This is a genomic window from Cellulomonas endophytica, from assembly GCF_004123805.1.
GTDB classification, from domain to species: Bacteria; Actinomycetota; Actinomycetes; order Actinomycetales; family Cellulomonadaceae; genus Cellulomonas; species Cellulomonas endophytica.
Genome location: NZ_RWJX01000007.1, coordinates 41,584 through 66,825 on the forward strand (window position 1 = coordinate 41,584; position 25,242 = coordinate 66,825).

Below are 25,242 nucleotides of genomic sequence, written 5' to 3' on the forward strand. Positions count from 1 at the left end.
CCTGCGGTCCGCGGGCGGCGCCGCCGCGGACCACCGGACGAGCCCGTCACCCCGCCGGGGGTGGCGGGCTCGTCGCTGTCCAGGGTGCCGGCGCGGCGGCCGGGTGCGGGGCCGGTCGCGGCGGCGCCTGCCTGCTGCGGCGGGGCCGGCCGGGTCAGCGGGTCGTCCGAGCCCAGCGGTGGACCGTCGGGGGAGCCGCCCGGCCCTCGGGGTCGGCCTGGCAGCGCGGGCACCAGGTGACGGGGCGCGCGGTGGGCATGACGCCCGCCGAACCCTCCAGCAGCGGCGTCCGGCACCGGGTGCACGGCGCACCGGCGCGGGCGTGGACCCGTCCGGGCCCGTCCCCGGTGACCACGGAGCGGCGCATCTGCAGCCGTGCGACCCGCAGGACCGCCTCCGGCTCCGGCACGTCGCGAGCCGGCGTCCACGGCCACACGCGGCGCGCGAAGAGCGACTCGGCCATGTAGACGGTGCCCAGCCCCGCGACGACCGTCTGGTCGAGGAGCACCTCGGCGACGGGCCGGCGTCCCTGGGCCTCCCACCGTCGCAGGGCCTCCGCCAGGCCCGGGCCGTCCCAGCGGCGTGCCCCGGGGGCGTCGATGCCGAGCCCTGGCCAGGTGACCCGGGGGAGCGCCGCGGTGGGCTCCTCGGGCTCGGGCAGGAAGTCGTCGTCCAGCACGTCGGGGCCGAGGTGCCCGACGAGGCCTCCCTCGTCCGCCGTGGGCACGACGTCGAGCATGCCGAGGAGCAGGCCCAGCGCCGTCCAGCCGGCGCCCGCCACGACGGCGCGGACCCGGGGCGAGCGGCCCGCCGCCTCGGGCGAGCCGGTGCGCACGATCCGCCACGAGCCGTCCATGCGCAGGTGCGTGTGGAGGGTGCGGCCGTCGGAGAAGCGGGTGAGCAGGTGCTTGCCGTAGGGCCGGGTGCCGACGACCGTCGCGCCCGTGAACGTCGCGGTCGCCGCCGACGGCCACCGCAGGTCCGTGCGGACCACCCCCTGGCCCGCGAGGGCGAGGTCGAGCCGCTGCCCCGTCCGTCGCAGGACGTCACCCTCGGGCACGTCGCCCCCGCACGGCGGTCACGACTGCCCCCGGATCGAGAGGCCGCGCGGGGTGGCCAGGAACCCGGCGGCGAGGAACGCCTCGCCGATCGCGGACCGCAGCACCTCGCCCGCCAGCACCTCCGCTCCGTCCGCCCGCGCCACCGTCAGCCGCCCGGTGCCGCGCGTCCGGATCGCCGCCACGAGCGCCTGGGCGGCCAGCAGGAGGACCGGGGCCTCGTCCGTGAACGACAGGACCGTCCTGCCGCCGCGCTCGAGGTACAGGACCAGGGCGCCGTCGACGAGGACGACGAGCGCGCCCGCCTTGCGCCCGGGCCGGTGCCGACCGGTCGCGGCGGGGTCCTCGCGCCCCTCGGGCGGGTCCGGCCACGCCAGCGCGGCGCCGTAGGGGTTCGCCGGGTCGGTGGCGGCGAGCACCACGGGGTAGGTCCCGCCTTCCTCGCCCGTGCCCTCCGCGCCCGTGGGTGGCAGCTGCCAGGGCAGCGCCGGCCCCTCCGACCGCCGCTCCGCCGCGAGCGTGAGCCGCTCCCGGCTGCGGGTGACGGTCTCCGCATCCGTCCGCAGCCGGTCGACGGCACCGGGCAGCGCGAACTGGGAGCCGCCGAGCCCCTCGACGAAGTACCCACGGCGCACCTGCCCGCCCGCCTCGAGCGCGACGAGCACGCGGTACACGTCCGCGAAGCGGCCGCCGATGCCCTCGGCGGGGGCGACCGCCCGGGTGAGCACGCCGTGGCGGTCGAGGAGCTGGGCCGCCAGCGCGTGGGCGCGCACGGTCGGGTCGGGCTCGCGCCCGGGGAGCACGGACCAGCGGCCCCCTGCCGCCCCGGCCGCCAGCGCGGCCGCGAGGGCGGCCGTGCCTCCGGGCGTGTCGTCGTGGACCGGGCCCTCCGCGGACGCCCGGGCGGCACCGTCGGCCGCTGCCGCGTGCCCCGGGGGCTCGGCCCCCGCCGCACGGGGCAGCGGCATCCCGCCGAGCCGTCCGACGGTGCGCAGGCCCAGTCGGGGCCGCAGCGCGCGGCTGCGCGGCGGCGCCTGCCGGGTGCGGTGCGCGGTGGAGCCCGTGCCGAGCCAGGCGCGCAGCGGGGCGAGGCTGTCGTTCGTCACGCGGCCGGCCCAGACGAGGTCCCAGAGGGCGGTCGCCAGCCGGCCCGACGGCACGGGTCCGCCGTCCTCGAGCAGGGTGGCCACCCGGCTGCCCAGCGCCGACAGGAACCAGGCGCCGCCGCCCTCGAGCGCCGCGAGCGCCGCGGTGTGCAGCGGGGTGGGTGCGAAGGCCTCGTCGACGGGTGGCAGGGTGAGGTCGGCGACGGCGGCAGGGTGCAGGGCGACGAGCCCGTCGTGCCCGCTCAGCGTGCCGTGCCCGGACCAGACGACCTCGCCGGCCGCGATGAGCTCGTCGAGCATCGCGGGGACGTAGTCCGCGACCCGGGCGGGCAGGACGTGCGTCTCGAGGGCCGAGGCCGGCACGACCGCGCCGGCGAGCTGCTCGACGACGCGGGCCACCCCGTCGACCCCGCGGTGGGTCGCGGCGCCCGCGGAGCGCCCCGGGCCCACCGTGGGTCGCACGCCGTGCCAGCGGGGCAGGAAGACGCCGAGCGCGGCGGGCTCGACGGGCTCGACCTGCGCGCGCAGCACGGCGAGGCTGCGGCGGCGCAGCGTGCGCAGCACCTCGGCGTCGCAGTACTCGTCGCCCGTGCCGCCCAGCACCTCGGGGCGCAGACGCCCCTGCACGAGGACGCGCGAGGACTCCAGACGGCGCAGCACGTCCGTCACGACGGCGACGCCCAGCCCGAACCGGGACGCGACCGCCTGGGCCGGGAAAGGGCCGTGGGTGCGCGCGTACCGCCGGACGAGGTCGCCGAGGGGGTCGGGCAGGACCTCGGTGAACACCTCCGGGACCCCGACGGGGAGGGCGACCCCCAGCGCGTCGCGCAGGCGGCCCGCGTCCTCGACGGCCGCCCACTGGGCCGCGTCCTCGGCGGGCACGCCGCCGAGGCGGACGGACAGGGCACGCCGGGAGCGCTCGAGCTCGGCGAGCCAGCCCGGGACGGCCTCGGCGTGCTCGGCCTCCGTGCGTGCCCGGACGCCGGCGAGGGTGAGGGGCCCGTGGCGGCGCAGGACGTCCGCGACGCCCTCCATCGAGCGCGCGCGCCGGTCGGGCGCCGTGCCCGCCAGCTCCGCCTCCGTCCGCTCGACCGCCGAGGGGTCGAGCAGGTCGGCGAGCTGCGACTCCCCGCCCTGGCCGAGCAGCTCCGCGAGCAGGGTCGGGTCCAGGGTGAGGGCGGCCGCCCGGCGCTCGGCCAGGGGGGCGTCCCCGTCGTAGAGGAACTGCGCGGTGTAGCCGAACAGCAGGGACTGCGCGAACGGCGACGGGTGCGGGGTGGTGACCTCGACGACCCGGATGCGGCGCGCCGCGACGTCCCGCATGAGCTCGGCCAGCGCGGCGGTGTCGAAGTCGTCCTGCAGGCACTCGCGCACGGCCTCGAGCAGGATCGGGAACTCGGGGTACTGGGCCGCCACCTGGAGCAGCTGGGCGGAGCGCTGGCGCTGCTGCCACAGGGGCTGGCGGCGGTCGGGCCGGCGCCGCGGCAGGAGCAGAGCACGGCTGGCGGCCTCGCGGAAGCGCGCGCCGAACATCGCCGAGCCTCCGAGCTCGGAGCGGACGAGGTCGAGCACCTCCTCCGGCTCGACCAGCAGGTCCGCCACCGTGATGCCCGGCCCGTCGCCGCCGGAGCCGTCGGAGTCGGGGTCCCAGGCGTCGGTGTCGAGCACGTCGGGCAGCCGCAGGACGATGCCGTCGTCGCTGTGCAGCGCGGCCGCGTCGACCCCGAAGCGCTCCCGCAGCCGCGCGCCGATCACCAGCGCCCAGGGCGCGTGGACGCGGGCGCCGTAGGGGGAGTGCAGCACCACGCGCCAGTCGCCCAGCTCGTCGCGGAACCGCTCGAGGACGAGGGTCCGGTCCGTCGGCACCTGGCCGGTCGCCTCCGCCTGCTCGCGCACGTAGGTCAGGAGGTTGTCCGCGGCCCACGCGTCGAGGCCCGCCCCCTCCACCTGCGTGCGCGCCTCGGCGTCCGGCTTGCCGACGAGCTCGCGCACCCAGCCGCCCATGGCGCGGCCGAGCTCCGCCGGGCGGCCGGGGGAGTCGCCCTTCCAGAAGGGCAGGCGCCCGGGCACCCCGGGGGCCGGGACGACGAGCACCCGGTCGGGGGTGATGTCCTCGATGCGCCAGGTGCTGGAGCCGAGCGTGAAGGTGTCGCCGACGCGCGACTCGTAGACCATCTCCTCGTCGAGCTCCCCGACGCGCCGCCCGCCGCGCTGGCGCCCCACGCCGCCGCGCTCGGCGTCGACGGGGACGTCGGAGGTCGTCGAGCCCGCAGCGAGGAAGACGCCGAACAGGCCGCGGTCGGGGATCGTCCCGCCGCTGGTGACCGCCAGGCGCAGGGCCCCCGGCCGCGCGGTGAGCACGTCCGTGACGCGGTCCCACACGAGCCGGGGCCGCAGCTCCGCGAACTCCTCGCTCGGGTAGCGGCCGGCGAGCATGTCGAGGACCGCGCGCAGGGTGGCCTCGCCCAGGCCCACGTACGGCGCCGACCGGCGCACGACGCGGGCGAGGTCGGGCACGGACCAGTCGTCGACCGCGACCATCGCGACGACCTGCTGCGCGAGCACGTCGAGCGGGTTGGCGGGGACGGCGAGCGACTCCAGCTCGCCCCGGCGCATCCGCTCGGCCGTCACGGCCGCCGGCACGAGCTCGCCGCGGAAGGTCGGGAACACGACGCCGTGCGAGACGGCTCCCACCTGGTGCCCGGCACGCCCGACGCGCTGGAGGCCGCTCGCGACCGACGGGGGCGCCCCCACCTGCACCACGAGGTCGATGGCCCCCATGTCGATGCCGAGCTCGAGCGAGCTCGTCGCGACGACCGCCGGCAGCCGGCCGGCCTTGAGCTCCGACTCCGTCCGCGTGCGCTCCGCCCGGCTCATGGAGCCGTGGTGGGCGCGCGCGAGGACCGTCGCGGCGTCGCGCGTGTCGACGCCGGCCGCCGCCCCGGACTGCGCCGGCACCGCGGCGGGCTGCACGGTGCCCGGGTCGGGCACGTCCACGCCCTGCCGCTCCGCCCAGACCTCGTTGACCCGGGCGGTCAGCCGCTCCGCGCCCCGGCGCGAGTTCGTGAAGACGAGGGTGGAGCGGTGCTCGGCCACGAGGTCGACGACGCGCTCCTCCACGTGCGGCCACACGGACGGCCGGGGCGTCGTCCCGCCGCCCTGCCCCGTGAGGTCGAGCTCGCCGGCCGGCACGGAGCCCTCGGGCTGCGGCCGGTCGTGCGCCGGCCCGGCGGACCCCAGGTCGCCGAGGTCCGGCACGGGCACGACGACGTCGACCTCGATGGTCTTCGTCGAGGGCGGCTGCACGACGCGCACGCGGCGGCCCCCCTCCTCGGGAGGACGGGCGCCCCCGAGGAACGCGGCCACCGCGTCGACCGGGCGCACCGTGGCCGAGAGCCCCACGCGCTGGGCCGGCCCGGGCCCGCCCGGGACCTCCAGCAGCGCGTCGAGGCGCTCGAGCGAGAGGGCCAGGTGCGCGCCGCGCTTCGTCCCCGCGACGGCGTGGATCTCGTCGACGATCACCGTGCGCACCCCGGACAGGCCCGCCCGGGCCGCCGAGGTGAGCACGAGGTAGAGGGACTCCGGCGTGGTGATGAGGACGTCCGGGGGCGTCGTGGCGAACGCCCGCCGCTCCTGCGGCGGCGTGTCCCCGGTGCGGATCCCGACCGTCACGTCGGGCAGCGTGCGCCCCAGCCGCTGCGCCGCCTGGCGGATCCCGACGAGCGGCGAGCGCAGGTTGCGCTCCACGTCCGTGGCGAGGGCCTTCAGGGGGGAGACGTACACGACGCGGCACCGGCGCACGGCCTCCTCCGCCGGCGGCCCCGTGAGCAGGCCGTCGAGGGCCCAGAGGAACGCGGCGAGCGTCTTGCCCGAGCCCGTGGGCGCCACGACGAGCGCGTGCTCGCCGCCGGCGACCGCCTCCCACGCCCCCGTCTGCGCGGCCGTGGGCGCGGCGAACGCGCCCGTGAACCACGCCCGGGTGGGCTCGGAGAAGCGGTCGGTCACCACGCCGGTCATCGTCGCAGGGGCCGCCGACACGTGCGCGCCGCCCCTCAGCGGGGTGGCAGGCTGGTGCCGTGACCTACCGCGAGTTCTGGGCCCTCGTCGACGAGGTGCTCGGGCGCGCCCAGGGCCGGGTGCTCGTGCGCGAGCTCGTCCTGGGACCGGTGGGCGACCGCACGGCGCAGGCCGCCCTCGACGACGGGGTGCCGCCGCGCGAGGTGTGGCACGCGCTGTGCGACGCCCTCGAGGTCCCCGACGCCCGCCGGTTCGGCGCCTCGCACCGCCCCGCGCCGCCGCGTCGGCGCTGAAGGGCGGACGCCGGCCGGGCGCCCCGGCCGGCGTCCCCGTCCCCCGCCGGGCCCGACGCCCTCGTCGCGTGCACCCCCCGGCGTGTCGGACGACCTCGAACACCTGTTCGGCTAGCGTGGGCCACGGCTGACGACGATCCCTGCGCCGAGCCGCCCCCAGCCCGTCCCCGAGACGGGCCCTCCCGGGGGTGGCGGCCGGGCCGGGACCGCGTGTCGGTGGTCGGGCATACCGTCAGCCGCGTCGCAGACCAGCCCCCGCAGGCGCAGCGATCCCGCTGCTCGAGACCGACAGGTGGACACCATGCCCGTAGCACCCAAGGACCGCGAGAAGGCCCTCGAGGTCGCCCTCAGCCAGATCGACCGCCAGTTCGGCAAGGGGTCGATCATGCGTCTCGGCGAGGACAACCGTCCCCCCGTCGAGGTCATCCCGACGGGCTCCATCGCGCTGGACGTCGCGCTCGGCATCGGCGGGCTGCCCCGCGGCCGCGTCATCGAGATCTACGGCCCCGAGTCCTCCGGCAAGACGACGGTCGCGCTCCACGCCGTCGCCAACGCGCAGCGGGCCGGCGGCATCGCGGCCTTCATCGACGCGGAGCACGCCCTCGACCCGGAGTACGCCAAGAAGCTCGGCGTCGACACGGACGCGCTCCTGGTGTCGCAGCCGGACACGGGGGAGCAGGCCCTCGAGATCATGGACATGCTGATCCGCTCCGGCGCGATCGACATCGTGGTCATCGACTCCGTCGCGGCGCTCGTGCCGAAGGCGGAGATCGAGGGCGAGATGGGCGACAGCCACGTCGGTCTCCAGGCCCGCCTCATGTCCCAGGCGCTCCGCAAGATCACCGGTGCGCTGAACGCCTCGGGCACCACGGCGATCTTCATCAACCAGCTGCGCGAGAAGATCGGCGTGTTCTTCGGCTCGCCCGAGACGACGACCGGTGGCAAGGCGCTGAAGTTCTACGCCTCCGTGCGCATGGACATCCGCCGCATCGAGACCCTCAAGGAGGGCACGGAGGCGGTCGGCAACCGGACCCGGGTCAAGGTCGTGAAGAACAAGATGGCCCCGCCCTTCAAGCAGGCGGAGTTCGACATCCTCTACGGCGTGGGGATCTCCCGCGAGGGAAGCCTCATCGACATGGGCGTCGAGCACGGGTTCGTGCGCAAGTCCGGCTCCTGGTTCACCTACGAGGGCGACCAGCTCGGCCAGGGCAAGGAGAACGCCCGCGCCTTCCTTCGGGACAACCCCGACCTGGCGGAGGAGCTGGACAAGAAGATCAAGGAGAAGCTCGGCGTCGGGGTGCGGGTCGAGGCGCCCGCCGCCGAGGCCGTCCCGGTCGACTTCTGACCGGACGAGCCGTGACCGCACGGACGGGCGGAGGTCGTCGGGGGCGGCGCGGGGACGAGCCGCCCCCGACGGGTGCCGCGGCGGAGGACCGGGAACCCGACCCGGAGGGTGTGGCGCGCGCGGTGGCCCTGCGGATGCTCACGGGGGCTCCCCGCAGCCGGCACCAGCTCGAGGAGGCGCTCGCGCGGCGGGAGGTGCCCGAGGAGGTCGCCGGCCGCGTCCTCGACCGCTTCACCGAGGTCGGGCTCGTCGACGACGAGGAGTACGCCCGCATGCTCGTGCGGTCGCGCCACAGCGAGCGGGGGCTCTCGCGCCGCGCCCTCGGCGTCGAGCTGCGCCGCAAGGGCGTCGACGACGAGACCGCCCAGGCGGCCCTGGCGACCATCGACGGGGACGACGAGGAGCGGGCCGCCCGGGTGCTCGTCCGCAAGCGGCTCGCGGGCACCCGGGGTCTCGAGCGCGAGGTGCGCGTCCGTCGCACGCTCGCCGCGCTCGGGCGCAAGGGATACGCCCCGGGGCTCGTGCTGGGCCTCGTCCGGGAGGAGCTCGCGCTCGAGGGCGAGGAGTCGGACGACGACGCCTGGCCCCTGCCCGAGGACTGAGCGGCGGCGGAGGGGGCACGACGGGCGTCGGTGCGCCCCTCGTGCCCGGTCCGTAGCCGCGCCGGCCTCGCGGGGCTCGTCGCTCCGTCCACCGGACGATCCGGCGCAGGAGGGTGTCGACCTCGCGGGCTCGTCGCTCCGTCCACCGGACGAGCCGGCGCAGGAGGGTCCGGTGACCTCGCGGCGGACGGGCCGGCTGGACGGCGGCCGGCTCGGTGTGCGCGAGGATGAGCGCGGGTCGGCGCCGGTCGCGGACCCGTCCCGGCGGTGGCCCCGTGCGGGGGTGGTGGCGCTCGGGAGGTGCGGTGGAGGACAGGGTCCTGCTCGTGACGGCGGTCGTGGCGGCACTCGTCGCCGTCGTGGGCGTGCTGCTGGTGCTCGTCGTCGTCGTGCGCGGCGGCGGTGCCGGGGGTCGCGCGCCCTCGCGCTCCCCCCGACCGGGCACGGTGCCGGCCGCCCAGGGCGGCTCGGGCGGGCAGGTGCACAGCCCCCCGGCCCCGGCCACGGCCCCCGTCGCGGCTCCACGCCCCGCGAGCGGCGCGGGCGTGGGCAGCAGCGAGGAGCGCGACCGGCTCCTCCTCGGAGCCCGGAGCGAGGCGGAGCAGGTCGTCGCGGCGGCGCGGTCGGAGGCCGAGGGCCTGCGCGCGAAGGCGGAGCAGGTCACCGCGGCGGCGCTGGCGGAGGCGGCGCGCCTGCGGGACGAGGCCGCGGCCGCCGTGGAGCAGCTCCGGGAGGCGGTGGCGCGGGACGCGCGCGACGACGCCGCGCGCGAGGCGGCACAGGTGCGGGAGGCGGCGCTGCTCGCGGCCGCGGCGACGCGCGAGGAGGCGCTCCGGTCGGCGGCCGCCGAGCGCGACGCGGCGCTGCGCGAGGCGGCGGGCCTGCGGGAGGACGCCCTGCGGGACGCGGCGGGGGTGCGGGAGGCGGCCGCCCGGGAGACGGCCGAGCTGCGCGCCGCGGCCGACCGCGATGCGACGCGCACCCGGGAGGGCGCGGACGCGGAGGTCGCCCGACGGCTGGAGGAGCTCTCGGGCCTGGACGCCACGTCCGCCCGGGAGGAGCTGGTCCGGCGGCTCACGACGGAGGCCGAGCGGGCCGGAGCTGCGTCGGTCCGTCGCGCGGAGGCGGCGGCGCGCCGCACCGCCCAGGCGCGGGCGCTCCGCGTCGTCACGACGGCCGTCCAGCGGCTGGCGGTGCCGACCAGCCGCGAGGTGTCCGTCGTGACGCTGACGCTGCCCGCGCCGGAGCTCAAGGGCCGCATCATCGGCAAGGAGGGGCGGAACATCCGCACGTTCGAAGCGCTGACGGGGGTCAACGTGCTCGTCGACGAGACCCCGGGCGTCGTGGTGCTCTCGTGCTTCGACCCCGAGCGGCGGGAGGTCGCCCAGATCGCGCTCGAGGCGCTCCTGCTCGACGGCCGCATCACCCCGCCGCGCATCGAGGCGGCCTACGCGGAGGCGCTCGCCGGCGCGGACGAGAGGGCGGAGGCCGCGGGCCACGACGCCGCCGAGCGCGCCGGCGTCACGGGCCTGCACCCCGAGCTCGTGCGCACCCTGGGCCGGCTGCGCCTGCGGACCTCGTACGGCCAGAACGTGCTGGAGCACCTCGTCGAGAGCGCGCTGCTCGCGGCCACCATGGCGGGCGAGGTGGGGGCGGACGTCACCGTCGCCCGGCGCGGGGCGTTCCTGCACGACGTCGGCAAGGCGCTCACGGGCGAGGTGCCGGGCACGCACGCCGTCGTGGGGGCGGCCCTGGTGCGCCGCTGCGACGAGGGCGAGGACGTCGCCAACGCGGTCGAGGCCCACCACGACGAGGTCCCGGCGCGCACGGTGGAGGCGGTCCTCGTGCAGGCGGCCGACGCGATCTCGGCCGCCCGCCCCGGCGCGCGCCACGACGAGCTCGACCAGCTTGTGGAGCGGCTCGGCCGGCTGGAGGCGCTCGTGTCCGAGCACAGCGGCGTGCGCCGCGTCCTGGCGATGTCGGCGGGCCGCGAGGTGCGGGTCCTCGTCGAGCCGAGCGAGGTCGACGACGCCGCGATGCACCCCCTGGCGGAGGCCGTCGCGCGGCACATCGAGGAGGAGCTCACCTACCCCGGGGAGATCAAGGTGACGGTGGTCCGGGAGCTGCGCGCGAGCGCGACCGCCGGCTGACGCGGGACGGCCGGGTGCGCGAGCCCCCGGCCGTCGGCGCCCGCCGCCCGCGCGCCCTCGGCGCGGCGCGTCAGTCGGGGTCGACGACGAGGCTCGGCGCCTCGGCCCGCGCGGCGCCCGCCGTCCGGCGGTCGACGGACGTGGCCAGCCGCTCCGCGAAGCGCGTCAGCAGGTAGTTGAGCGCGATGAACACCAGTGCGGCGACGAGCAGCGCCTGGAGGATGTTGCCCTGGCCGGACCCCAGGCGGCGGGCGGAGTCGAGCAGCTCGCCGTAGGTGATGATCTGCCCGAGCGCCGTGTCCTTGAGGATGACGACGAGCTGGCTGGCGATCGCGGGCAGCATGGCGATGAGGGCCTGCGGCACCTCCACCAGGCGCAGCGACTGCGGCGGGCGGAGCCCGATGGCCAGGGCCGCCTCGCGCTGGCCGCGAGGGAGGTTGTGCACGCCGGAGCGCACGAGCTCGGCGAACACGGACCCGTTGTAGAGGGTCAGGCCCAGCACGACCGCGAGGAACGGGGCGTCGGGCGCCTCGACGAGGTCGGAGTACCCCAGGGCCAGCCAGAAGAAGATCATCATGAGCAGCACGGGGACGGCGCGGAAGAACTCCACGACCAGGCCGGACACCCAGCGCACGGCAGCGACCTGGGACAGCCGCCCGAGGCCGAAGACGAGGCCGAAGAGGCCGGACGTCACGATCGCGACGGCGGCGGCGCGCAGGGTGTCGAGCAGGCCGGGCAGGAGGAAGTTCGTCCACGTGCTCGGGTCGAGGAACGGCGTCCACAGGCTCGCGGCGAGCTGGCCCTTGTCCGCCAGGCGCCACAGGGCGAGGACGGCGATGCCCGCCACCACGACGGTGGCCACCACGTTGAACACGCGCATCCGCCGGCGGGCGGCGGGTCCGGGGGCGTCGAAGAGGACGCTGCGGGCGCTCACCGCGCCACCGACAGCCGGCGCGACAGCGCGGTCGTGGCCAGGCCCACGGGCACGACGACGACGACGTACCCGAGGGCGAAGGTGGCGAAGATCGCGAGGATCACGTCGGGGCGGTTCTCGATCATGGTGCGCATGAGCCCCGAGGTCTCCGGGACGGACGCCGCGGCGGCGACCGTCGAGTTCTTGATGAGGGCGATGAGCACGTTGCCCAGGGGCGCCACGGCACCGCGGAAGGCCTGGGGCAGGATGACGAGGCGCGCGGACTGCCCGAAGCCCAGGCCGATCGCCCGGGCCGCCTCGGCCTGGCCCACCGGGACGGTGTTGACGCCGGAGCGCAGCGCCTCGCAGACGAAGGCGGCGTGATAGACGGCGAGGCCGAGGACGGCGAGCCGGAAGAAGTTCGTCTGGAAGTCGCTGCTCAGCGTGATGCCGAGCTGGCCCCAGAGCCCGAGGGCGCAGAACACGATGATGATCGTCAGGGGCGTGTTGCGCAGGAACGTGACGTAGGTGCCGCCGGCCCAGCGCAGGCTCGGCACCGGGCTGATCCGCATGACGGCCAGGACGGTGCCGATCGCGAGGCTGCCGATGGCGGCGAAGAACGTCAGCGCGAGGTTGGTCCCGAAGGCGCCCAGCACGTCGAACTGCGAGAACAGCGACGAGAACTGCGCGAGGTAGCCGTCGTCCACGCGGCCCTCCTGTCGTCGGCTCGGGCGCCCGGGGTCGCCGGGCGCGGGGGACGGCCCCGCCCGCGGGGGTGCCGCGGGCGGGGCCGGACGGTCAGGCGCAGGCGGCCGGCGTGGGCGGGTTGAGCTCCTCGTTGGCGCTGTAGCCGGAGGCGCCGACGTTGTCCTCGAGGATCTGCTCCCAGCTGCCGTCCTCGATCATCGTGGTGATCGCCTCGTTCACGGCCTCGCACTGGTCGCTGTCCAGCGGCAGGCCGACGCCGTAGTTCTCCTCGGAGAACGGGTTGCCGACGACCTTGACCTTGCCCTCGTTGGCGGGCTGGGCGGCCAGGCCCGCGAGGATGATGTCGTCCGTCGTGACGGCGTCCACCTGCCCGGCGGTCAGGGCGGTGACGCACTCGGCGTAGCCCGGCTGCTCCAGCAGGTTCGTGCCCGTGGCGTACTCGTCCTTGATGCGCTGGGCGGAGGTGGAGCCCGTGACGGAGCACAGGTTCTTGCCCTCGAGGTCCTCGGGGCCGGAGATGGAGTCGTCGTCCGCCGCGACGAGGAGGTCCTGGCCGGCGACGAAGTACGGCCCGGCGAAGGAGACGACCTCCTTGCGGGTGTCGGTGATGGAGTAGGTCGCGAAGATCATGTCGACCTGGCCCGTCTGCAGCATCGTCTCGCGCTGCGCGGACGGGGCCTGGACCCACTCGATCTGGTCCTCGGCGTAGCCGAGCTGCTCCGCGACGTAGCGGGCGACGTCGACGTCGAAGCCCGTGTACTCGCTGCCGTCCTGGTAGCCCAGGCCGGGCTGGTCGAACTTGATGCCGATGCGGATGCTCTCGCCGCCGCCGGAGCCCTCGCTGCTCCCGGCGCCGGTGGTCTCGTCGGCGCCGGCGTCGCTGCCGCCCCCGCTGGAGCAGGCGGCGAGCGTGAGCGTCGCCGCGGCGGTCATGGCCAGGGCCAGTCGTGCGCGCATGGTGGGTGCCCTTCGGGTGTCGGGTGCCGGGGTTCCGGCGCGGTGGTCCGGGTCGGGCCCGGGGACCGGTCGGTCGACCGGGCGTCGGTCGGGTCGTGCGGCCCGCGGTGGCGGGACGGGTGGCGTCCGGGGCGGCGGAGGTGCACCGCGCCGGGGCGGGGTCAGTGGCTGAGGATCTTGGAGAGGAAGTCGCGGGCGCGGTCGCTGCGGGGGCTGGTGAAGAACGCCTCCGGCTCGGCCTGCTCGACGACCTGGCCGCCGTCCATGAAGACGACGCGGTGGGCGGCACGGCGGGCGAAGCCCATCTCGTGCGTGACGACGAGCATCGTCATGCCCTCGCGGGCGAGGGAGGTCATCACGTCGAGGACCTCGTTGATCATCTCCGGGTCCAGCGCCGAGGTCGGCTCGTCGAAGAGCATGACCTTGGGGTCCATGGCCAGGGCCCGGGCGATCGCCACGCGCTGCTGCTGCCCCCCCGAGAGCTGGGCGGGCAGCTTCTGCGCCTGGTTGGCGACACCGACGCGGTCGAGCAGCTCCAGCGCCCGCGCCTTCGCGGCCGCCGGCTTGACGCCCTTCGCCTTGACGGGGCCGAGCGTCACGTTGTCGAGCACCGTCTTGTGCGCGAACAGGTTGAACGACTGGAAGACCATCCCGACGTCCGCCCGCAGGCGGGCGAGGGCGCGGCCCTCGGCGGGCAGGGGCACGCCGTCGATGGTGATGGTCCCGGAGTCGATCGTCTCCAGCCGGTTGATCGTGCGGCACAGGGTCGACTTGCCCGAGCCGGAGGGCCCGATGAGCACGACGACCTCGCCCCGCCCGATGCTGAGGTCGATGTCCCGCAGGACGTGCAGCGCCCCGAAGTGCTTCTGCACGCCGCTCATGACGACGAGGGGCTCGTGGGCGCCGCCACGGCCGGCGGTCCCGGGCTCCGGACGGGGCGCGACGGGGGTGCCGACGGCAGGTGCGGGCTCGACCATGCGATGAAACTAGGCGCTGGCCAGCGCGCGGGCCAGCACCGACGGGTGCGTCCCCGGTCACGGTCGTGCAACGCCGGGGTACGCCGACGACCTCCGCCGCGTCCGCGGACGCGGCGGGCACGCGGCGGGGACGCGCCCGACGGCGCCGGGCGTGGCGGACGGGCTCGGGCACGCGCGGGCACGAGCGGGCGGGTGGGGCCGTGGCCGGCGGCGGGAGGGCCGCCGCACGGGGACGGCGGGCGGCGCCGACGCGCGTCGTACCCTGGACCGCGATGTCCACCACCCTGCCCGCGCCCCTGCTCGCGCCCCTGCCCGGCACCGCGTCGAGCAGCCCGCCCCCGACCGCCGGCACCGCGACCGGACCCGGCGCGGGGCCCGCCGCCGTCGCCGCGACGGCCGGTCCCGCGCCCGCGCGGACGTACCTGGTGAAGACGCTGGGCTGCCAGATGAACGTCCACGACTCCGAGCACATGGCCGGCATGCTCGAGGCGGCGGGCTACGTGGCGGCCGACCCCGCCCGCGCCGCCGCGGAGGACGCCGACGTCATCGTCATCAACACGTGCGCGGTCCGCGAGAACGCGGCGGACAAGCTCTACGGCAACCTCGGGCGGCTCGCCGGCCTCAAGCGTGAGCGGCCGGGCCTGCAGATCGCCGTCGGCGGCTGCCTCGCGCAGAAGGACCGGTCCGGCATCGTCGAGCGGGCGCCGTGGGTGGACGTCGTCTTCGGCACGCACAACCTGGACGTGCTGCCGGTGCTCCTCGAGCGCGCGCGCCACAACGCGCGGGCCGAGGTGGAGATCGCCGAGAGCCTGCAGGTCTTCCCCTCGACGCTGCCCACCCGCCGCGAGTCCGTCTACGCGGGGTGGGTGTCCATCAGCGTCGGGTGCAACAACACCTGCACCTTCTGCATCGTGCCGCACCTGCGCGGCAAGGAGCGCGACCGGCGTCCGGGCGACGTGCTCGCCGAGGTCGAGGCCCTCGTCGCCCAGGGCGCGGTGGAGGTGACGCTGCTCGGCCAGAACGTCAACTCCTACGGCGTGGAGTTCGGCGACCGCGGCGCCTTCGCGTCGCTGCTGCGCGCGGCGGGGGCCGTCGAGGGCCTCGAGCGCCTGCGGTTCACGAGCCCGCACCCCGCGTCCTTCACCGACGACGTCATCGAGGCGATGGCGGTCACGCCGGCGGTGATGCCGCAGCTGCACATGCCGCTGCAGTCGGGCTCCGACCGCGTCCTGCGCGCGATGCGCCGGTCCTACCGGGCGGAGCGCTTCCTCGGCATCCTCGACCGGGTCCGGGCCGCGATCCCCGACGCCGCCATCACGACGGACGTCATCGTCGGGTTCCCGGGCGAGACGGAGGAGGACTTCGCCGCCACGCTCGACGTGGTGGAGCGCTCGCGCTTCGCCTCCGCCTTCACCTTCCAGTACTCGCCGCGGCCGGGGACGCCCGCCGCCGACCTGCCGGACCAGCTGCCCAAGGCGGTGGTGCAGGAGCGGTACGAGCGGCTCGCCGCGCTGCAGGAGCGGATCTCCCTCGAGGAGAACGCCGCCCAGGTCGGCCGGACGGTCGAGGTGCTGGTCGCCGAGGGGGAGGGCCGCAAGGACGGCGCCTCCCGCCGCATCTCCGGCCGGGCCCGGGACAACCGCCTCGTGCACCTCGCGCTGCCCGCGGGCCTGGCCCCGGTCGACGCCCCGCGCCCGGGGGACCTCGTGCGCGTCACGGTCACGCACGGCGCGCCCCACCACCTCGTCGCCGACTCCGCCCTGGACGGGGGGACCTTCGCCGTCCGCCGCACCCGGGCCGGGGACGCGTGGGCCGCCCGCGCCGCCGCGGGGACCCCCGGGGAGGGGACGGCCCCGGCCGCCGACGAGGCCCACGGCGGCTGCGGCACCTCCGGACCGGCCGGGCCCGTCGTGCTCGGCCTGCCCCTCGTCGGGCGCCCGGCCACGCGTCCCTAGGACCCGCGGCGGGCCGCGGCGCCGCTCCGTGGGCGGCCGCACGTCGCTCAGTTGTCGGGGATGTCCGTCGGCCCGGGCACGTCCTCGTCGTCCCGCGGGAGCAGGGCGTCCAGCGCCGTGAACATGTGCACGCCCGTGCCGAGGCCGCACGCGAGCAGCTGGGCGAGCTGGCGGTCGGTGACCCCGGCCTCGAGGTCCGCCGACACCTCGCTGTAGAGCGCGAGGCGGCCCTCCTCCTCGCGGACGTAGGCCTTGGGCCAGATGCGCTCGCGGTTCCAGTCGTTGAGCGCCAGGCCGACGGCGCCGCGCTGCTCGAGCGGGAGCTGGCGGTGCCACCGGCCCCGGACCTGGAGGATCTCGCCGGCGTCGCCCAGGGTGAGGAACCAGAAGCGCGAGCCGTCCCAGGTGCCGGTGAGGTCGCCGTCGTCGTCGACCGCGAACCGGTAGCCGCGCGCCGACAGGTGCTCGCCGATGCGGTCACGGGTCAGGGGCGTCGGCGGGTCCCGCCGCACGGGCCGCTTGACGGGCTTCGGGCGGCCGCCGAGCACCCGCAGCAGCCACTCGGGGCTCGTCACGGGGCCACCACCGCCGGGTCCGGGTAGCGCTCGTCCAGCGCGTCGAAGAGCAGCGACCCGGTCGACAGCCCGCAGTGCAGGAGCTGCCCGAGCTGGGCGTCGGTCGCGCCGTGCTCGAGGTCGACCGCGACCTCGGACACCACGTGCACGCGCCCGTTGTCCCGCACCCGCACGTAGGCCTTGGGCCAGATGCGGTCGGCGTTCCACTCGTTGCACAGGTCGAGGACCTCCTCGAGGCGCTCGATCGTCGCCTCGCGGTGCCACTGGCCGCGCACCTGGAGGATCTCGGAGCGCTCCCCGAAGAGGAAGAAGTAGAAGAGGCGGCCGCGCCACAGGCCCCCGAGGTCGCCGTCGTTGTCGACGAAGTAGCTGAAGTCGTGGTCCGTCATCCACGCCGCGATGCGGGCGGGCGTCACGGGCGTGGGGTGCTCCTCGCCGGGCGCGGCCGGGCCCAGCTCCGCCGCGAGCAGCGCGGCCACCCGGTCCTGGAGCTCCGTGTCGCTGAGCTCCTCGGGGTCGAGGGGCGGCGGCACCGGGGAGGGCCGCTGCGCCCACCACCGTCGGCCGCGTTCGAACAGACCCATGGGGGCGACCCTACCGGGGGCGGCTACGGTCGGGCGCGTGCTCCGCTCCGCCGTCCTCCTGCCCGACACCGCGCTGCTCGTGCCCGGCGTCGCGGGGCGCGCCGACCCGCTCGCGGGGCTGCGGGTCGCGGCCGTGACGGCCCTGCGGCGGGCGCTGGCCGACGCCGCCGCGGACGCGGGGCGCACCGGGGGGGCCGGTGGCACGACGGGTGCCGCGGGTGCCGCCGGTGCCGCGGGTGCCGGAGGTGCCGTCCGGGTGGTGCTCGTCGCCGCGGGGCCGCGGGACCGGGTGCGTAGCGGGCCGCTGCGGGCCGAGCTGGCGTCGGCGGGCGTCCCGGACGGGGCGCTCGGTGTGCCGGTGCCCTCGGCCGCGCCGGCGGGGGGCGCGGGGCAGGACGGGCGGGGCGCGCCGTGGGGGAGCGGGCCGCACGACGAGGGGCCCGCCGCGCCGGCCACCGGCACCGCCGTGGGGCTGCACCTGCTCGCCGCGGCCCTCGGCGACGACGCCCCCGACCCCCTGCCCGTGGCGCACGCGGTCGAGGTCGGCCCGCCCCGGTCCGCACCCGACGGGACCGCCGGTGCGGGCGCCGCTGCGGGTGCCGGTCCGGGGGCCGGTGCGGGCGGCGGTGGCGTCGCGTCCGGCGACGGGCCCGCGGACGACCGCCGGGGCGCCGACCTGCGCGCGCTGGGGGCGGGGCTCGTCGCCGGTGACGTGCCGGTCGTGCTCCTCGTCGTGGGGTCCGGCTCCGCCCGGCACGGGCCGGCGGCCCCGCTCGCCGACGACCCGCGCGCCCCGGACGTCGACGCGGGTCTCGTCGCCGACCTCGCGGACGCGTCGCCGGCCGCGCGCGCCCGCCTCGCCGCGGCCGACGAGGCGCTGCACGCCGCCCTGGCCGTGAGCGGGTGGGGGCCGTGGCAGGTCCTCGTCGGCGCGGCGGGCGCGGCCGCCGTGGCGGGGGCGGTCGAGGCCGCCGACACCTCGCTGGGCGCCCTGCACCTCGTCGGGACCTGGACGGTCGCGGCACCCGCCGACGTGCCGGGGGACGCGGCGTGACGGCGTCGGGGGCGCCCGCACCCGACGGGCCCGCACCCGACGAGGGCGTGGCCCGGGGGACCGCCGCGGGCGCCGGCGAGGCCGGGCACCCCCTCGTCGTGGCGGTCGTCGGGCCCACGGCCACCGGCAAGTCGGACCTGGGCATCGCGCTGGCGCAGGCCCTGGACGGGGAGGTCGTCAACGCGGACGCGCTGCAGCTCTACCGCGGCATGGACGTCGGCACGGCCAAGGTGCCGCCGGGGGAGCGCGGCGGCGTCCCGCACCACGTGCTAGACGTCCTCGACCCGACGCAGGAGGCGTCCGTCGCGGACTACCAGGTGCTCGCGCGCGCCGCGGTCGCGGACGTGCGCGCCCGCGGCCGCCGTCCCGTGGTCGTCGGCGGGTCGGGGCTCTACGTGCGGGCGCTGCTCGACCGCCTCGAGTTCCCCGGGACGGACCCGGAGGTGCGCGCCCGGCTGGAGGCGCGCGTCGAGGCGGAGGGCAGCCGCGCCCTGCACGCCGAGCTCTCCCGCGCCGACCCGGCCGCGGCCGCCCGCATCGAGCCCCGCAACGCGCGTCGCGTGGTGCGGGCGCTGGAGGTCATCGCCCTCACCGGCCGGCCGTACTCGGCGCACCTGCCGGACCACACCTACGCCCTCCCGGCGCTCCAGCTCGGCCTCGACTGCGACCGCGCCGTCCTCGACGACCGCGTCGCCCGCCGGACCGCCCGGATGTGGGAGACGGGGCTCGTCGACGAGGTGCGGCGGCTGCGGGCGGGCGGACTGGGGCGCACCGCCGCCCGGGCCACGGGCTACGCGGAGGTCCTGGCGCTCCTCGCGGGCGGTCTCGACGAGGACGCGGCCCGCTCGGCCGTCACCGCGGGGACCCGCCGCCTGGCCCGCCGCCAGATGGGCTGGTTCGGCCGGGACCCGCGCGTGCACTGGCTCGACGCGCAGGACCCGGACCTCGCGGAGCACGCGCTCGCGGCGGTCCGCGCCGCCGACGCCGGCACCCTGGTCAGCGCCGAGGGCGCCGCGCCGACGCACCGTACGCTGGGCTCGTGAGCCTCCCGGGAGCCCCGGCCGTCGCGCCCGGCGTGCCGTCGTCCGCCGCCCCGGCCGCCCCCGGCGGGCCCCGCAGGGTCCTGGCGGTGACGAAGGGCCACGGCACCCGGAACGACTTCGTGCTCCTCGTCGACCCCGCGGGCGAGGTCGCCCTCACGCCCGGCGCGGTGCGCGCGCTGGCGGACCGGCGCGGCGGCGTGGGCGGGGACGGCGTCATCCGGGTCGTCGGCAGCGGGCACCTGCCCGAGGGCGCCGCGGCGCTCGCGGACGACCCCGCGGCGACGCTGTTCATGGACTACCGCAACGCGGACGGCTCCGTCGCGGAGATGTGCGGGAACGGCGTGCGGGTCACCGCCGCGCTCCTCGAGCGGCACGGCCTGTGGGACGCCGCCCTGGGTGACCTCGCCCTCGGCACCCGCGCGGGCGTCAAGCGGGTCCGACGCGTGGCGCCGCCCGCCGCCGCCGGCCCGTCCGGCGACCCCTGGTACGCCGTCGACATGGGCGCCTGGCGGCTGCCGGGCGGCGACGCGGCCGCCCGTGCGGGCGGGGACGCGGAGGTCCTCGTGGCCGGGCTGCCCGTGGCGCGGCCCGCCCTGTCCGTCGACCTGGGGAACCCGCACACCGTGCTCGCGCTCGCGGGCGAGGACGAGCTCGTCGCCGCGGACCTGCGGGAGGCCCCCCAGGTCGTGCCGGTGCCGCCGGCGGGCACGAACACCGAGCTCGTCGTCCCGCTGGGCGAGCTCGAGGACCCCGTCCTCGGGACGGTCGGCCGGGTCCGCATGCGCGTGCACGAGCGCGGCGTCGGGGAGACCCCGTCGTGCGGGACGGGCGCGTGCGCCGCGGCGCTGGCCGTGCGGACCTGGGCGGGCGCCGGGGCGCCGAGCACCTGGCTCGTCGACGTGCCCGGGGGCACCGTGCTGGTCACCGCGCGGCCGGACGGCCACGTGGAGCTCGCGGGACCGGCGGTCCTCGTCGCCGAGGCCGATGTGGACCTGGGCGTCCTGGAGGCGGCCGACCGCTGAGCCCGGGGCGTCAGCCGGCCACGGGCCCCTCGTCGCCCGCCCGGACCTCGAGCACGCGGAACCCGCGCGCGGACGCGGTGCGCTCCACCGCCCAGCCCTCGCCCTCGAGCCAGCGGTGCAGGGAGTCGGCGCCCAGGTTCTTCCCGACGACGAGGTGCGCCGCCGCCCCCGGCGCCAGCCGCGGCAACCACCGCAGCAGGAGGGCGTGCAGGGCCGGCTTGCCCACCCGGACGGGCGGGTTGGACCACAGCGCGGCGAACCGGACGTCGTCCGGCACGTCGTCCGGGCGGGCGGCGACCACGCCGGTCAGGGCGAGGTCCGCGGCGTTGCGCCGGACGAGGTCGAGCGCGCGCTCGTTGACGTCCACGGCCCACACGCGGGCCCCGGGCGAGCGCAGCGCCAGCGTCAGCGCGACCGGCCCCCAACCGCAGCCGAGGTCGAGGAGGTCGCCGTCCGGGGGCGGCGGCGGGACGTGGTCGAGCAGGACGGCGGTGGCGTGGTCGACGTGGTCCGGCGAGAAGACGCCGCCGGCGGTGCGCACGGACAGCTCGCGGCCGGCGAGCACCACCTGCCGCGTCCGCAGCTCGGCGGGGGAGGCCGGCGCGGCGGTGAAGTAGTGGTCGGGCTCGCTCACGGACGCCGAGGCTAGCGGGCGGGTGGCGGGCGGCAGGGGGCGGGCGGCTCGCGGGCTGTCGGCCTGCGGCGAAATCTGTGGTGCCGCGCAGGGCCCCGTGCGACCCTGGACGGGCCGCCGCACCGGTGGCGCCCCCGGTCGAGAGGACCTGCGTGAACGACCCCCGCACCACACCTGGCACCACGGCTGACCGCACGCCGCAGGAGGTGGCCGACGACGTGGTGGCCCGCGTCCTCGCCCGCGCCGGCACCGCGCTGCAGGCGGGGGAGACCGTCCACTCCTCCTACGACGGCGAGCAGCTCGACCTGGAGGAGCGCAGCTCCCTGCGGCGCGTCGCAGGGCTGTCCACCGAGCTCGAGGACGTCACCGAGGTCGAGTACCGGCAGCTGCGCCTGGAGAAGGTCGTCCTCGTCGGGCTCTGGTCCGGCGGCAGCTCGACCGACGCCGAGATCTCGCTGCGCGAGCTCGCCGCCCTCGCCGAGACGGCGGGCTCGGAGGTGCTCGACGGGCTGCTCCAGCGCCGGGCGACGCCCGACCCGAGCACGTACCTCGGCTCGGGCAAGGCCGCCGAGCTGGCGTCCCTCGTCGCGTCGGCCGGCGCCGACACCGTGGTCGTCGACGGCGAGCTCGCGCCCTCCCAGCGCCGCGCGCTCGAGGACGTCGTCCGCGTCAAGGTCGTCGACCGCACGGCCCTCATCCTCGACATCTTCGCCCAGCACGCGAAGAGCCGGGAGGGCAAGGCGCAGGTCGAGCTGGCGCAGCTGGAGTACCTGCTCCCGCGCCTGCGCGGCTGGGGCGAGTCCATGTCCCGCCAGGCCGGTGGCCAGGTCGGCGGCGCGGGCGCCGGGATGGGCTCGCGCGGCCCGGGCGAGACGAAGATCGAGCTCGACCGCCGCCGCATCCGCGACCGCATGGCCAAGCTGCGCCGCGAGATCGCCGCGATGGCTCCCGCGCGGCAGACGAAGCGCGCCGGCCGCCGCCGCAACGCGGTGCCGTCCGTCGCCATCGCCGGGTACACGAACGCGGGCAAGTCCTCGCTGCTCAACCGGCTGACGGGCGCGGGGGTCCTCGTCGAGAACGCGCTGTTCGCGACGCTGGACCCGACCGTCCGGCGCGCGCAGACGCCCGACGGCCGCACCTACACGCTGTCCGACACCGTCGGCTTCGTGCGGGCGCTGCCGCACCAGCTCGTCGAGGCGTTCCGCTCGTCGCTGGAGGAGGTGGCCGAGGCCGACCTCATCCTCCACGTCGTCGACGCGGCGCACCCGGACCCCGAGGGCCAGATCGCGGCCGTGCGCCACGTCTTCGCGGACATCCCCGGGGCGATGGACGTGCCCGAGATCATCGTGCTCAACAAGGTGGACGCCGCCGACCCGGCGGTCGTCGCCCGGCTGCGCTCGCGCGAGGTGCACTCCGTGGTCGTCTCCGCCCACACGGGCGAGGGCATCGAGGAGCTGCGGGCGCTCGTCGCCGACCAGCTGCCGCGCCCGCGCGTGAGCGTCGAGGTCGTGGTGCCCTACAGCCGCGGCGACCTCGTCAGCCGCGCGCACGAGCACGGCGAGGTCGACGCGGAGGAGCACCGGCCCGAGGGCACGCTCCTGCGCGCCCGGGTCGACGCCACCCTGGCCGCCGAGCTCGAGGCCGTCGCGGTCTGACGGAGCCCCCGGCCCCGGGTCGCGGCACGGGGGTGCGACCCCCCGTGCCGCGGCCCCGGTCGTCCTCGCCGGCGCCGTGCGCGCCGCGTCCCGACCGGGGACGCCCGCGGGGCGCACCCCGCCGGTGGAGGACCCCGACGCGGCGGGGCGCGCCGCGTCTAGGCTGTCGCGGTGCCCGCCCCCGCCCGTCCCGCCGCCCCCGCGGCCAGCGACGGCGGTGACGCCCCGGACGACGTGACCGCGCCCGTCGACGACCTGCTCGACCGTGCCGTCGCGGCGCTGGGCGGGGCGGCCCGCGAGGGGCAGCGCGCCATGGCGCGGGCGGTCGCCGAGACGCTCGAGCGCGGCGAGCACCTCCTCGTGCAGGCGGGCACCGGGACCGGCAAGTCGCTGGGCTACCTCGTCCCCGCCGTGCGGCACGCCGTGCTCGAGGACGAGCGCGTCGTGGTCTCGACGGCGACCCTCGCGCTCCAGCGGCAGGTCCTCACGCGCGACCTGCCCCTCGTCGCCGACGCGCTGGCCCCCGCCCTGCCGCGCCCGCCGCGGATCGCCCTCCTCAAGGGCTGGCACAACTACCTCTGCGCCCACAAGGTCGCCGGCGGCTACCCGCAGGAGGAGCCCGGCGCCCTGTTCGACCTCGGCGATCGCGGCGGGGCGGCCGAGCACCCGGAGCCGGCCGGGTCCGGCGGCGGGACGGGTGGCACCGGCGGCCCGGGCGGGGGCGGCCGGGGGCGCGGGGGCGGTGGGGGCGGCGAGTCCCTCGGCGAGCAGGTCGTGCGGCTGCGACCTGGGCCGAGGAGACGGGGACCGGCGACCGCGACGACCTCGTGCCCGGCGTCGCGGACCGGGCCTGGCGCCAGGTCTCGGTCACCGCGCTGGAGTGCCTCGGCTCGTCGTGCCCCCTGGTCGACGACTGCTTCCCCGAGCGGGCGCGCACGCTCGCGCGCGAGGCCGACGTCGTCGTGACGAACCACGCCATGCTCGGCATCGCGGCGTCCGGCTCGCCCAACGTGCTGCCCGAGCACGCGGTGCTCGTCGTCGACGAGGCGCACGAGCTCACCGACCGGGTGACGGCGCAGGCCACCGCCGAGCTCTCCCTCGCGACGGTGGAGCACGCCGCCCGGCTGACCCGGCGTCACGGCGGGCTCCCGACGACGGACCTCGACGCCGCGGGCCAGGCGCTGGCGGTCGCGCTCGTCGAGCTGCCCGAGGGCCGCTTCCCGCAGGGGCTGCCCGACGCGGCACGGGACGCCGTGACGGCCGTCCGCGACGCCGCCCGCACGCTGCTGACCGCCCTGCGGCCCGACGCCGGCACCCCGCGGGGCCCGGCGGACGGCGGCCGCAAGATGGCCACGGGCGCCGTCCTCGCGCTGTTCGAGGTCACCGAGCGGATGGTCGCCGACCCGGCGGAGGGCCCGCGGACGGTGCTGTGGTGCGCGCGGGGCGAGGACCGGCGCGGCTCCACCCTGACCCGGCTGCACGCGGCGCCGCTGGCCGTGCAGGGCCTCGTCCGGACGAACCTGCTGGCCGGGCGTGCGAGCGTGCTGACGTCGGCGACCCTCGCGCTCGGCGGGTCCTTCGACCCCGTCGCGCGGAGCATGGGGCTGACCGGGACCCGCGCCGGCCGCGACGCGGCGGCCGCGGCGCGACCGACGGGCGAGGCCGTCGCCGCCTCCGGCGCCCCGGGGGCGAGCGCTCCCCGCGCCGCCGGCGTCGGGGTGCCGGGGGAGGGCGGGACGTCCCCGGCAGCGACCTCGCCCGGCGCGCCGGCGCCGGCGTCCCCCGACGCCGCGGCCGGCCCGCGGGGACCCGTGCCGCCGCCCGACGTCGCGCTGCCCTGGCGGGCGCTGGACGTGGGCAGCCCCTTCGACTACCGCCGCCAGGGCATCCTCTACACGGCCCGGCACCTGCCCGCCCCGGGGCGCGAGCCCGCGACCCCCGCCCAGCTCGACGAGCTCGCCGGACTCGTGGAGGCCGCCGGCGGGCGCACCCTCGGGCTCTTCTCCTCCCGCCGCGCGGCCGAGGCCGCGGCGCTGGCGCTGCGGGAGCGGCTCGACGTGCCGGTGCTCCTCCAGGGCGACGACGTGCTGCCGACCCTCGTGCGCCGGTTCGCCGAGAGCGAGGAGACGTGCCTGTTCGGCACCCTGTCGCTCTGGCAGGGGGTGGACGTGCCCGGGCCCACGTGCCGCCTCGTCGTCATCGACCGGATCCCCTTCCCGCGCCCGGACGACCCCGTGCGCGCCGCGCGCTCGGAGTCCGTGGACCGCGCGGGGGGCAACGGGTTCATGACCGTCTCCGCCGCCCACGCCGCGCTGCTGCTCGCGCAGGGGGCCGGCCGGCTCATCCGGTCGCTCGACGACCGCGGGGTCGTCGCCGTGCTCGACCCGCGGCTCGCCACCGCCCGCTACGGGGAGTTCCTGCGGCGGTCCCTGCCCGACCTCTGGCCGACCGACGACCCCGCGCTGGTGCGGGCGGCCCTGCGCCGGCTCGCGGGCCCGGTCGGCGCGACGGCGTCGGCGCCGGGCCGATAGCCTCGGCCGCAGGGGCCCGGGGCCCCGGTGCCGGCGGCCCGGCCGGCACGGCGTCGAGCAGGA

20 protein-coding genes are annotated in these 25,242 nt (G+C 77.7%); 11 read left to right on the forward strand and 9 right to left on the reverse strand.

Annotation, left to right across the window (positions count from 1 at the left end):
* Positions 1–154: 154 nt before the first annotated feature.
* Together EJA20_RS03665 and EJA20_RS03670 are read right to left on the reverse strand one after the other, a co-directional pair.
* Positions 155–1,060: a DNA-formamidopyrimidine glycosylase family protein gene (locus tag EJA20_RS03665; protein WP_129336820.1), complete on the reverse strand. Its 906-nt coding sequence runs from the start codon at positions 1,058–1,060 to the stop codon at positions 155–157.
* A gap of 18 nt (positions 1,061–1,078) precedes the next feature.
* Positions 1,079–6,181, reverse strand: coding sequence for an Lhr family ATP-dependent helicase (locus tag EJA20_RS03670; protein WP_129336821.1), 5,103 nt, complete (start codon positions 6,179–6,181; stop codon positions 1,079–1,081).
* 59 nt (positions 6,182–6,240) lie between these two features.
* Between EJA20_RS03670 and EJA20_RS03675 the strand changes: the two genes are divergently transcribed.
* The 4 genes from EJA20_RS03675 (at position 6,241) to rny (ending at position 10,571) form a co-directional block, all read left to right on the forward strand.
* Positions 6,241–6,474 carry a DUF3046 domain-containing protein gene (locus tag EJA20_RS03675; protein WP_129336822.1) on the forward strand — a complete coding sequence of 78 codons (234 nt, stop codon included), beginning with the start codon at positions 6,241–6,243 and terminating at the stop codon, positions 6,472–6,474.
* A 301-nt stretch (positions 6,475–6,775) separates the two neighbouring features.
* The gene (recA, locus tag EJA20_RS03680) at positions 6,776–7,819 is read left to right on the forward strand and encodes a recombinase RecA (RefSeq protein WP_129336823.1); all 1,044 of its coding nucleotides are present in this window, start codon (positions 6,776–6,778) and stop codon (positions 7,817–7,819) included.
* Positions 7,820–7,929: 110 nt separating this feature from the next.
* Positions 7,930–8,421: a regulatory protein RecX gene (locus EJA20_RS03685; RefSeq protein WP_240674983.1), complete on the forward strand. Its 492-nt coding sequence runs from the start codon at positions 7,930–7,932 to the stop codon at positions 8,419–8,421.
* A 305-nt stretch (positions 8,422–8,726) separates the two neighbouring features.
* Positions 8,727–10,571: a ribonuclease Y gene (gene rny / locus EJA20_RS03690; protein ID WP_240674986.1), complete on the forward strand. Its 1,845-nt coding sequence runs from the start codon at positions 8,727–8,729 to the stop codon at positions 10,569–10,571.
* 70 nt (positions 10,572–10,641) lie between these two features.
* Here rny and EJA20_RS03695 read toward each other — a convergent pair whose 3' ends face one another.
* The 4 genes from EJA20_RS03695 to EJA20_RS03710 form a co-directional block, all read right to left on the reverse strand.
* On the reverse strand, positions 10,642–11,505 hold the full coding sequence (locus EJA20_RS03695) for an amino acid ABC transporter permease (protein WP_420836398.1): 864 nt from the start codon (positions 11,503–11,505) through the stop codon (positions 10,642–10,644).
* Complete coding sequence (locus EJA20_RS03700; RefSeq protein WP_129336825.1) at positions 11,502–12,191, reverse strand: amino acid ABC transporter permease; 690 nt, start codon at positions 12,189–12,191, stop codon at positions 11,502–11,504. The genes EJA20_RS03695 and EJA20_RS03700 overlap by 4 nt, the downstream gene beginning before the upstream one ends.
* A 91-nt stretch (positions 12,192–12,282) precedes the next feature.
* Complete coding sequence (locus EJA20_RS03705) at positions 12,283–13,149, reverse strand: glutamate ABC transporter substrate-binding protein (protein WP_129336826.1); 867 nt, start codon at positions 13,147–13,149, stop codon at positions 12,283–12,285.
* Between the two features lie 161 nt (positions 13,150–13,310).
* A complete protein-coding gene (locus tag EJA20_RS03710; protein WP_129336827.1) occupies positions 13,311–14,126 on the reverse strand; it encodes an amino acid ABC transporter ATP-binding protein in 816 nt (271 codons plus the stop codon).
* Positions 14,127–14,398: 272 nt separating this feature from the next.
* On the opposite strand from EJA20_RS03710, the gene miaB reads away from it, so the two are divergent.
* Positions 14,399–16,081 carry a tRNA (N6-isopentenyl adenosine(37)-C2)-methylthiotransferase MiaB gene (gene miaB, locus EJA20_RS03715; protein WP_129336828.1) on the forward strand — a complete coding sequence of 561 codons (1,683 nt, stop codon included), beginning with the start codon at positions 14,399–14,401 and terminating at the stop codon, positions 16,079–16,081.
* 47 nt (positions 16,082–16,128) lie between these two features.
* Here the strand turns inward: miaB and EJA20_RS03720 are convergent, their stop codons facing one another.
* Together EJA20_RS03720 and EJA20_RS03725 are read right to left on the reverse strand one after the other, a co-directional pair.
* Complete coding sequence (locus EJA20_RS03720) at positions 16,129–16,656, reverse strand: type III secretion system chaperone family protein (protein ID WP_129336829.1); 528 nt, start codon at positions 16,654–16,656, stop codon at positions 16,129–16,131.
* Positions 16,653–17,240, reverse strand: coding sequence for a YbjN domain-containing protein (locus EJA20_RS03725; RefSeq protein ID WP_129336830.1), 588 nt, complete (start codon positions 17,238–17,240; stop codon positions 16,653–16,655). Before EJA20_RS03725 ends, EJA20_RS03720 begins: the two co-directional genes overlap by 4 nt.
* A 37-nt stretch (positions 17,241–17,277) precedes the next feature.
* Here EJA20_RS03725 and EJA20_RS03730 point away from each other — a divergent pair, with 37 nt between their 5' ends.
* From EJA20_RS03730 to dapF, 3 genes are read left to right on the forward strand one after another with little or no spacing between them, the layout of a single operon-like run.
* The gene (locus EJA20_RS03730) at positions 17,278–18,294 is read left to right on the forward strand and encodes a hypothetical protein (protein WP_129336831.1); all 1,017 of its coding nucleotides are present in this window, start codon (positions 17,278–17,280) and stop codon (positions 18,292–18,294) included.
* Between the two features lie 47 nt (positions 18,295–18,341).
* Positions 18,342–19,337 (forward strand): tRNA (adenosine(37)-N6)-dimethylallyltransferase MiaA, encoded by a 996-nt coding sequence (miaA, locus tag EJA20_RS03735; RefSeq protein ID WP_205687347.1) that lies wholly within the window; start codon positions 18,342–18,344, stop codon positions 19,335–19,337.
* On the forward strand, positions 19,334–20,359 hold the full coding sequence (dapF, locus tag EJA20_RS03740; RefSeq protein ID WP_420836399.1) for a diaminopimelate epimerase: 1,026 nt from the start codon (positions 19,334–19,336) through the stop codon (positions 20,357–20,359). The genes miaA and dapF overlap by 4 nt, the downstream gene beginning before the upstream one ends.
* A 10-nt stretch (positions 20,360–20,369) precedes the next feature.
* Here the strand turns inward: dapF and EJA20_RS03745 are convergent, their stop codons facing one another.
* Complete coding sequence (locus EJA20_RS03745; protein ID WP_129336833.1) at positions 20,370–20,993, reverse strand: class I SAM-dependent methyltransferase; 624 nt, start codon at positions 20,991–20,993, stop codon at positions 20,370–20,372.
* Positions 20,994–21,145: 152 nt separating this feature from the next.
* On the opposite strand from EJA20_RS03745, the gene hflX reads away from it, so the two are divergent.
* The 3 genes from hflX (at position 21,146) to EJA20_RS03760 (ending at position 25,179) form a co-directional block, all read left to right on the forward strand.
* Positions 21,146–22,648 carry a GTPase HflX gene (gene hflX / locus EJA20_RS03750; RefSeq protein WP_240674990.1) on the forward strand — a complete coding sequence of 501 codons (1,503 nt, stop codon included), beginning with the start codon at positions 21,146–21,148 and terminating at the stop codon, positions 22,646–22,648.
* A gap of 171 nt (positions 22,649–22,819) precedes the next feature.
* Complete coding sequence (locus EJA20_RS19695; RefSeq protein WP_129336835.1) at positions 22,820–23,614, forward strand: DEAD/DEAH box helicase; 795 nt, start codon at positions 22,820–22,822, stop codon at positions 23,612–23,614.
* Entirely contained in the window at positions 23,524–25,179 is a 1,656-nt protein-coding gene (locus tag EJA20_RS03760) for an ATP-dependent DNA helicase (RefSeq protein ID WP_276319521.1), read from the forward strand. The genes EJA20_RS19695 and EJA20_RS03760 overlap by 91 nt, the downstream gene beginning before the upstream one ends.
* Positions 25,180–25,242 lie beyond the last annotated feature (63 nt).

What these genes read in the sequence shown, in the direction of transcription:
- EJA20_RS03670 (WP_129336821.1), bottom strand. Translation starts at nt 6,181, where the DNA reads ATGACCGGCGTGGTGACCGACCGCTTCTCCGAGCCCACCCGGGCGTGG.
- recA (WP_129336823.1), top strand. Translation starts at nt 6,776, where the DNA reads ATGCCCGTAGCACCCAAGGACCGCGAGAAGGCCCTCGAGGTCGCCCTC.
- EJA20_RS03705 (WP_129336826.1), bottom strand. Translation starts at nt 13,149, where the DNA reads ATGCGCGCACGACTGGCCCTGGCCATGACCGCCGCGGCGACGCTCACG.
- EJA20_RS03710 (WP_129336827.1), bottom strand. Translation starts at nt 14,126, where the DNA reads ATGGTCGAGCCCGCACCTGCCGTCGGCACCCCCGTCGCGCCCCGTCCG.
- miaB (WP_129336828.1), top strand. Translation starts at nt 14,399, where the DNA reads ATGTCCACCACCCTGCCCGCGCCCCTGCTCGCGCCCCTGCCCGGCACC.
- EJA20_RS03725 (WP_129336830.1), bottom strand. Translation starts at nt 17,240, where the DNA reads ATGGGTCTGTTCGAACGCGGCCGACGGTGGTGGGCGCAGCGGCCCTCC.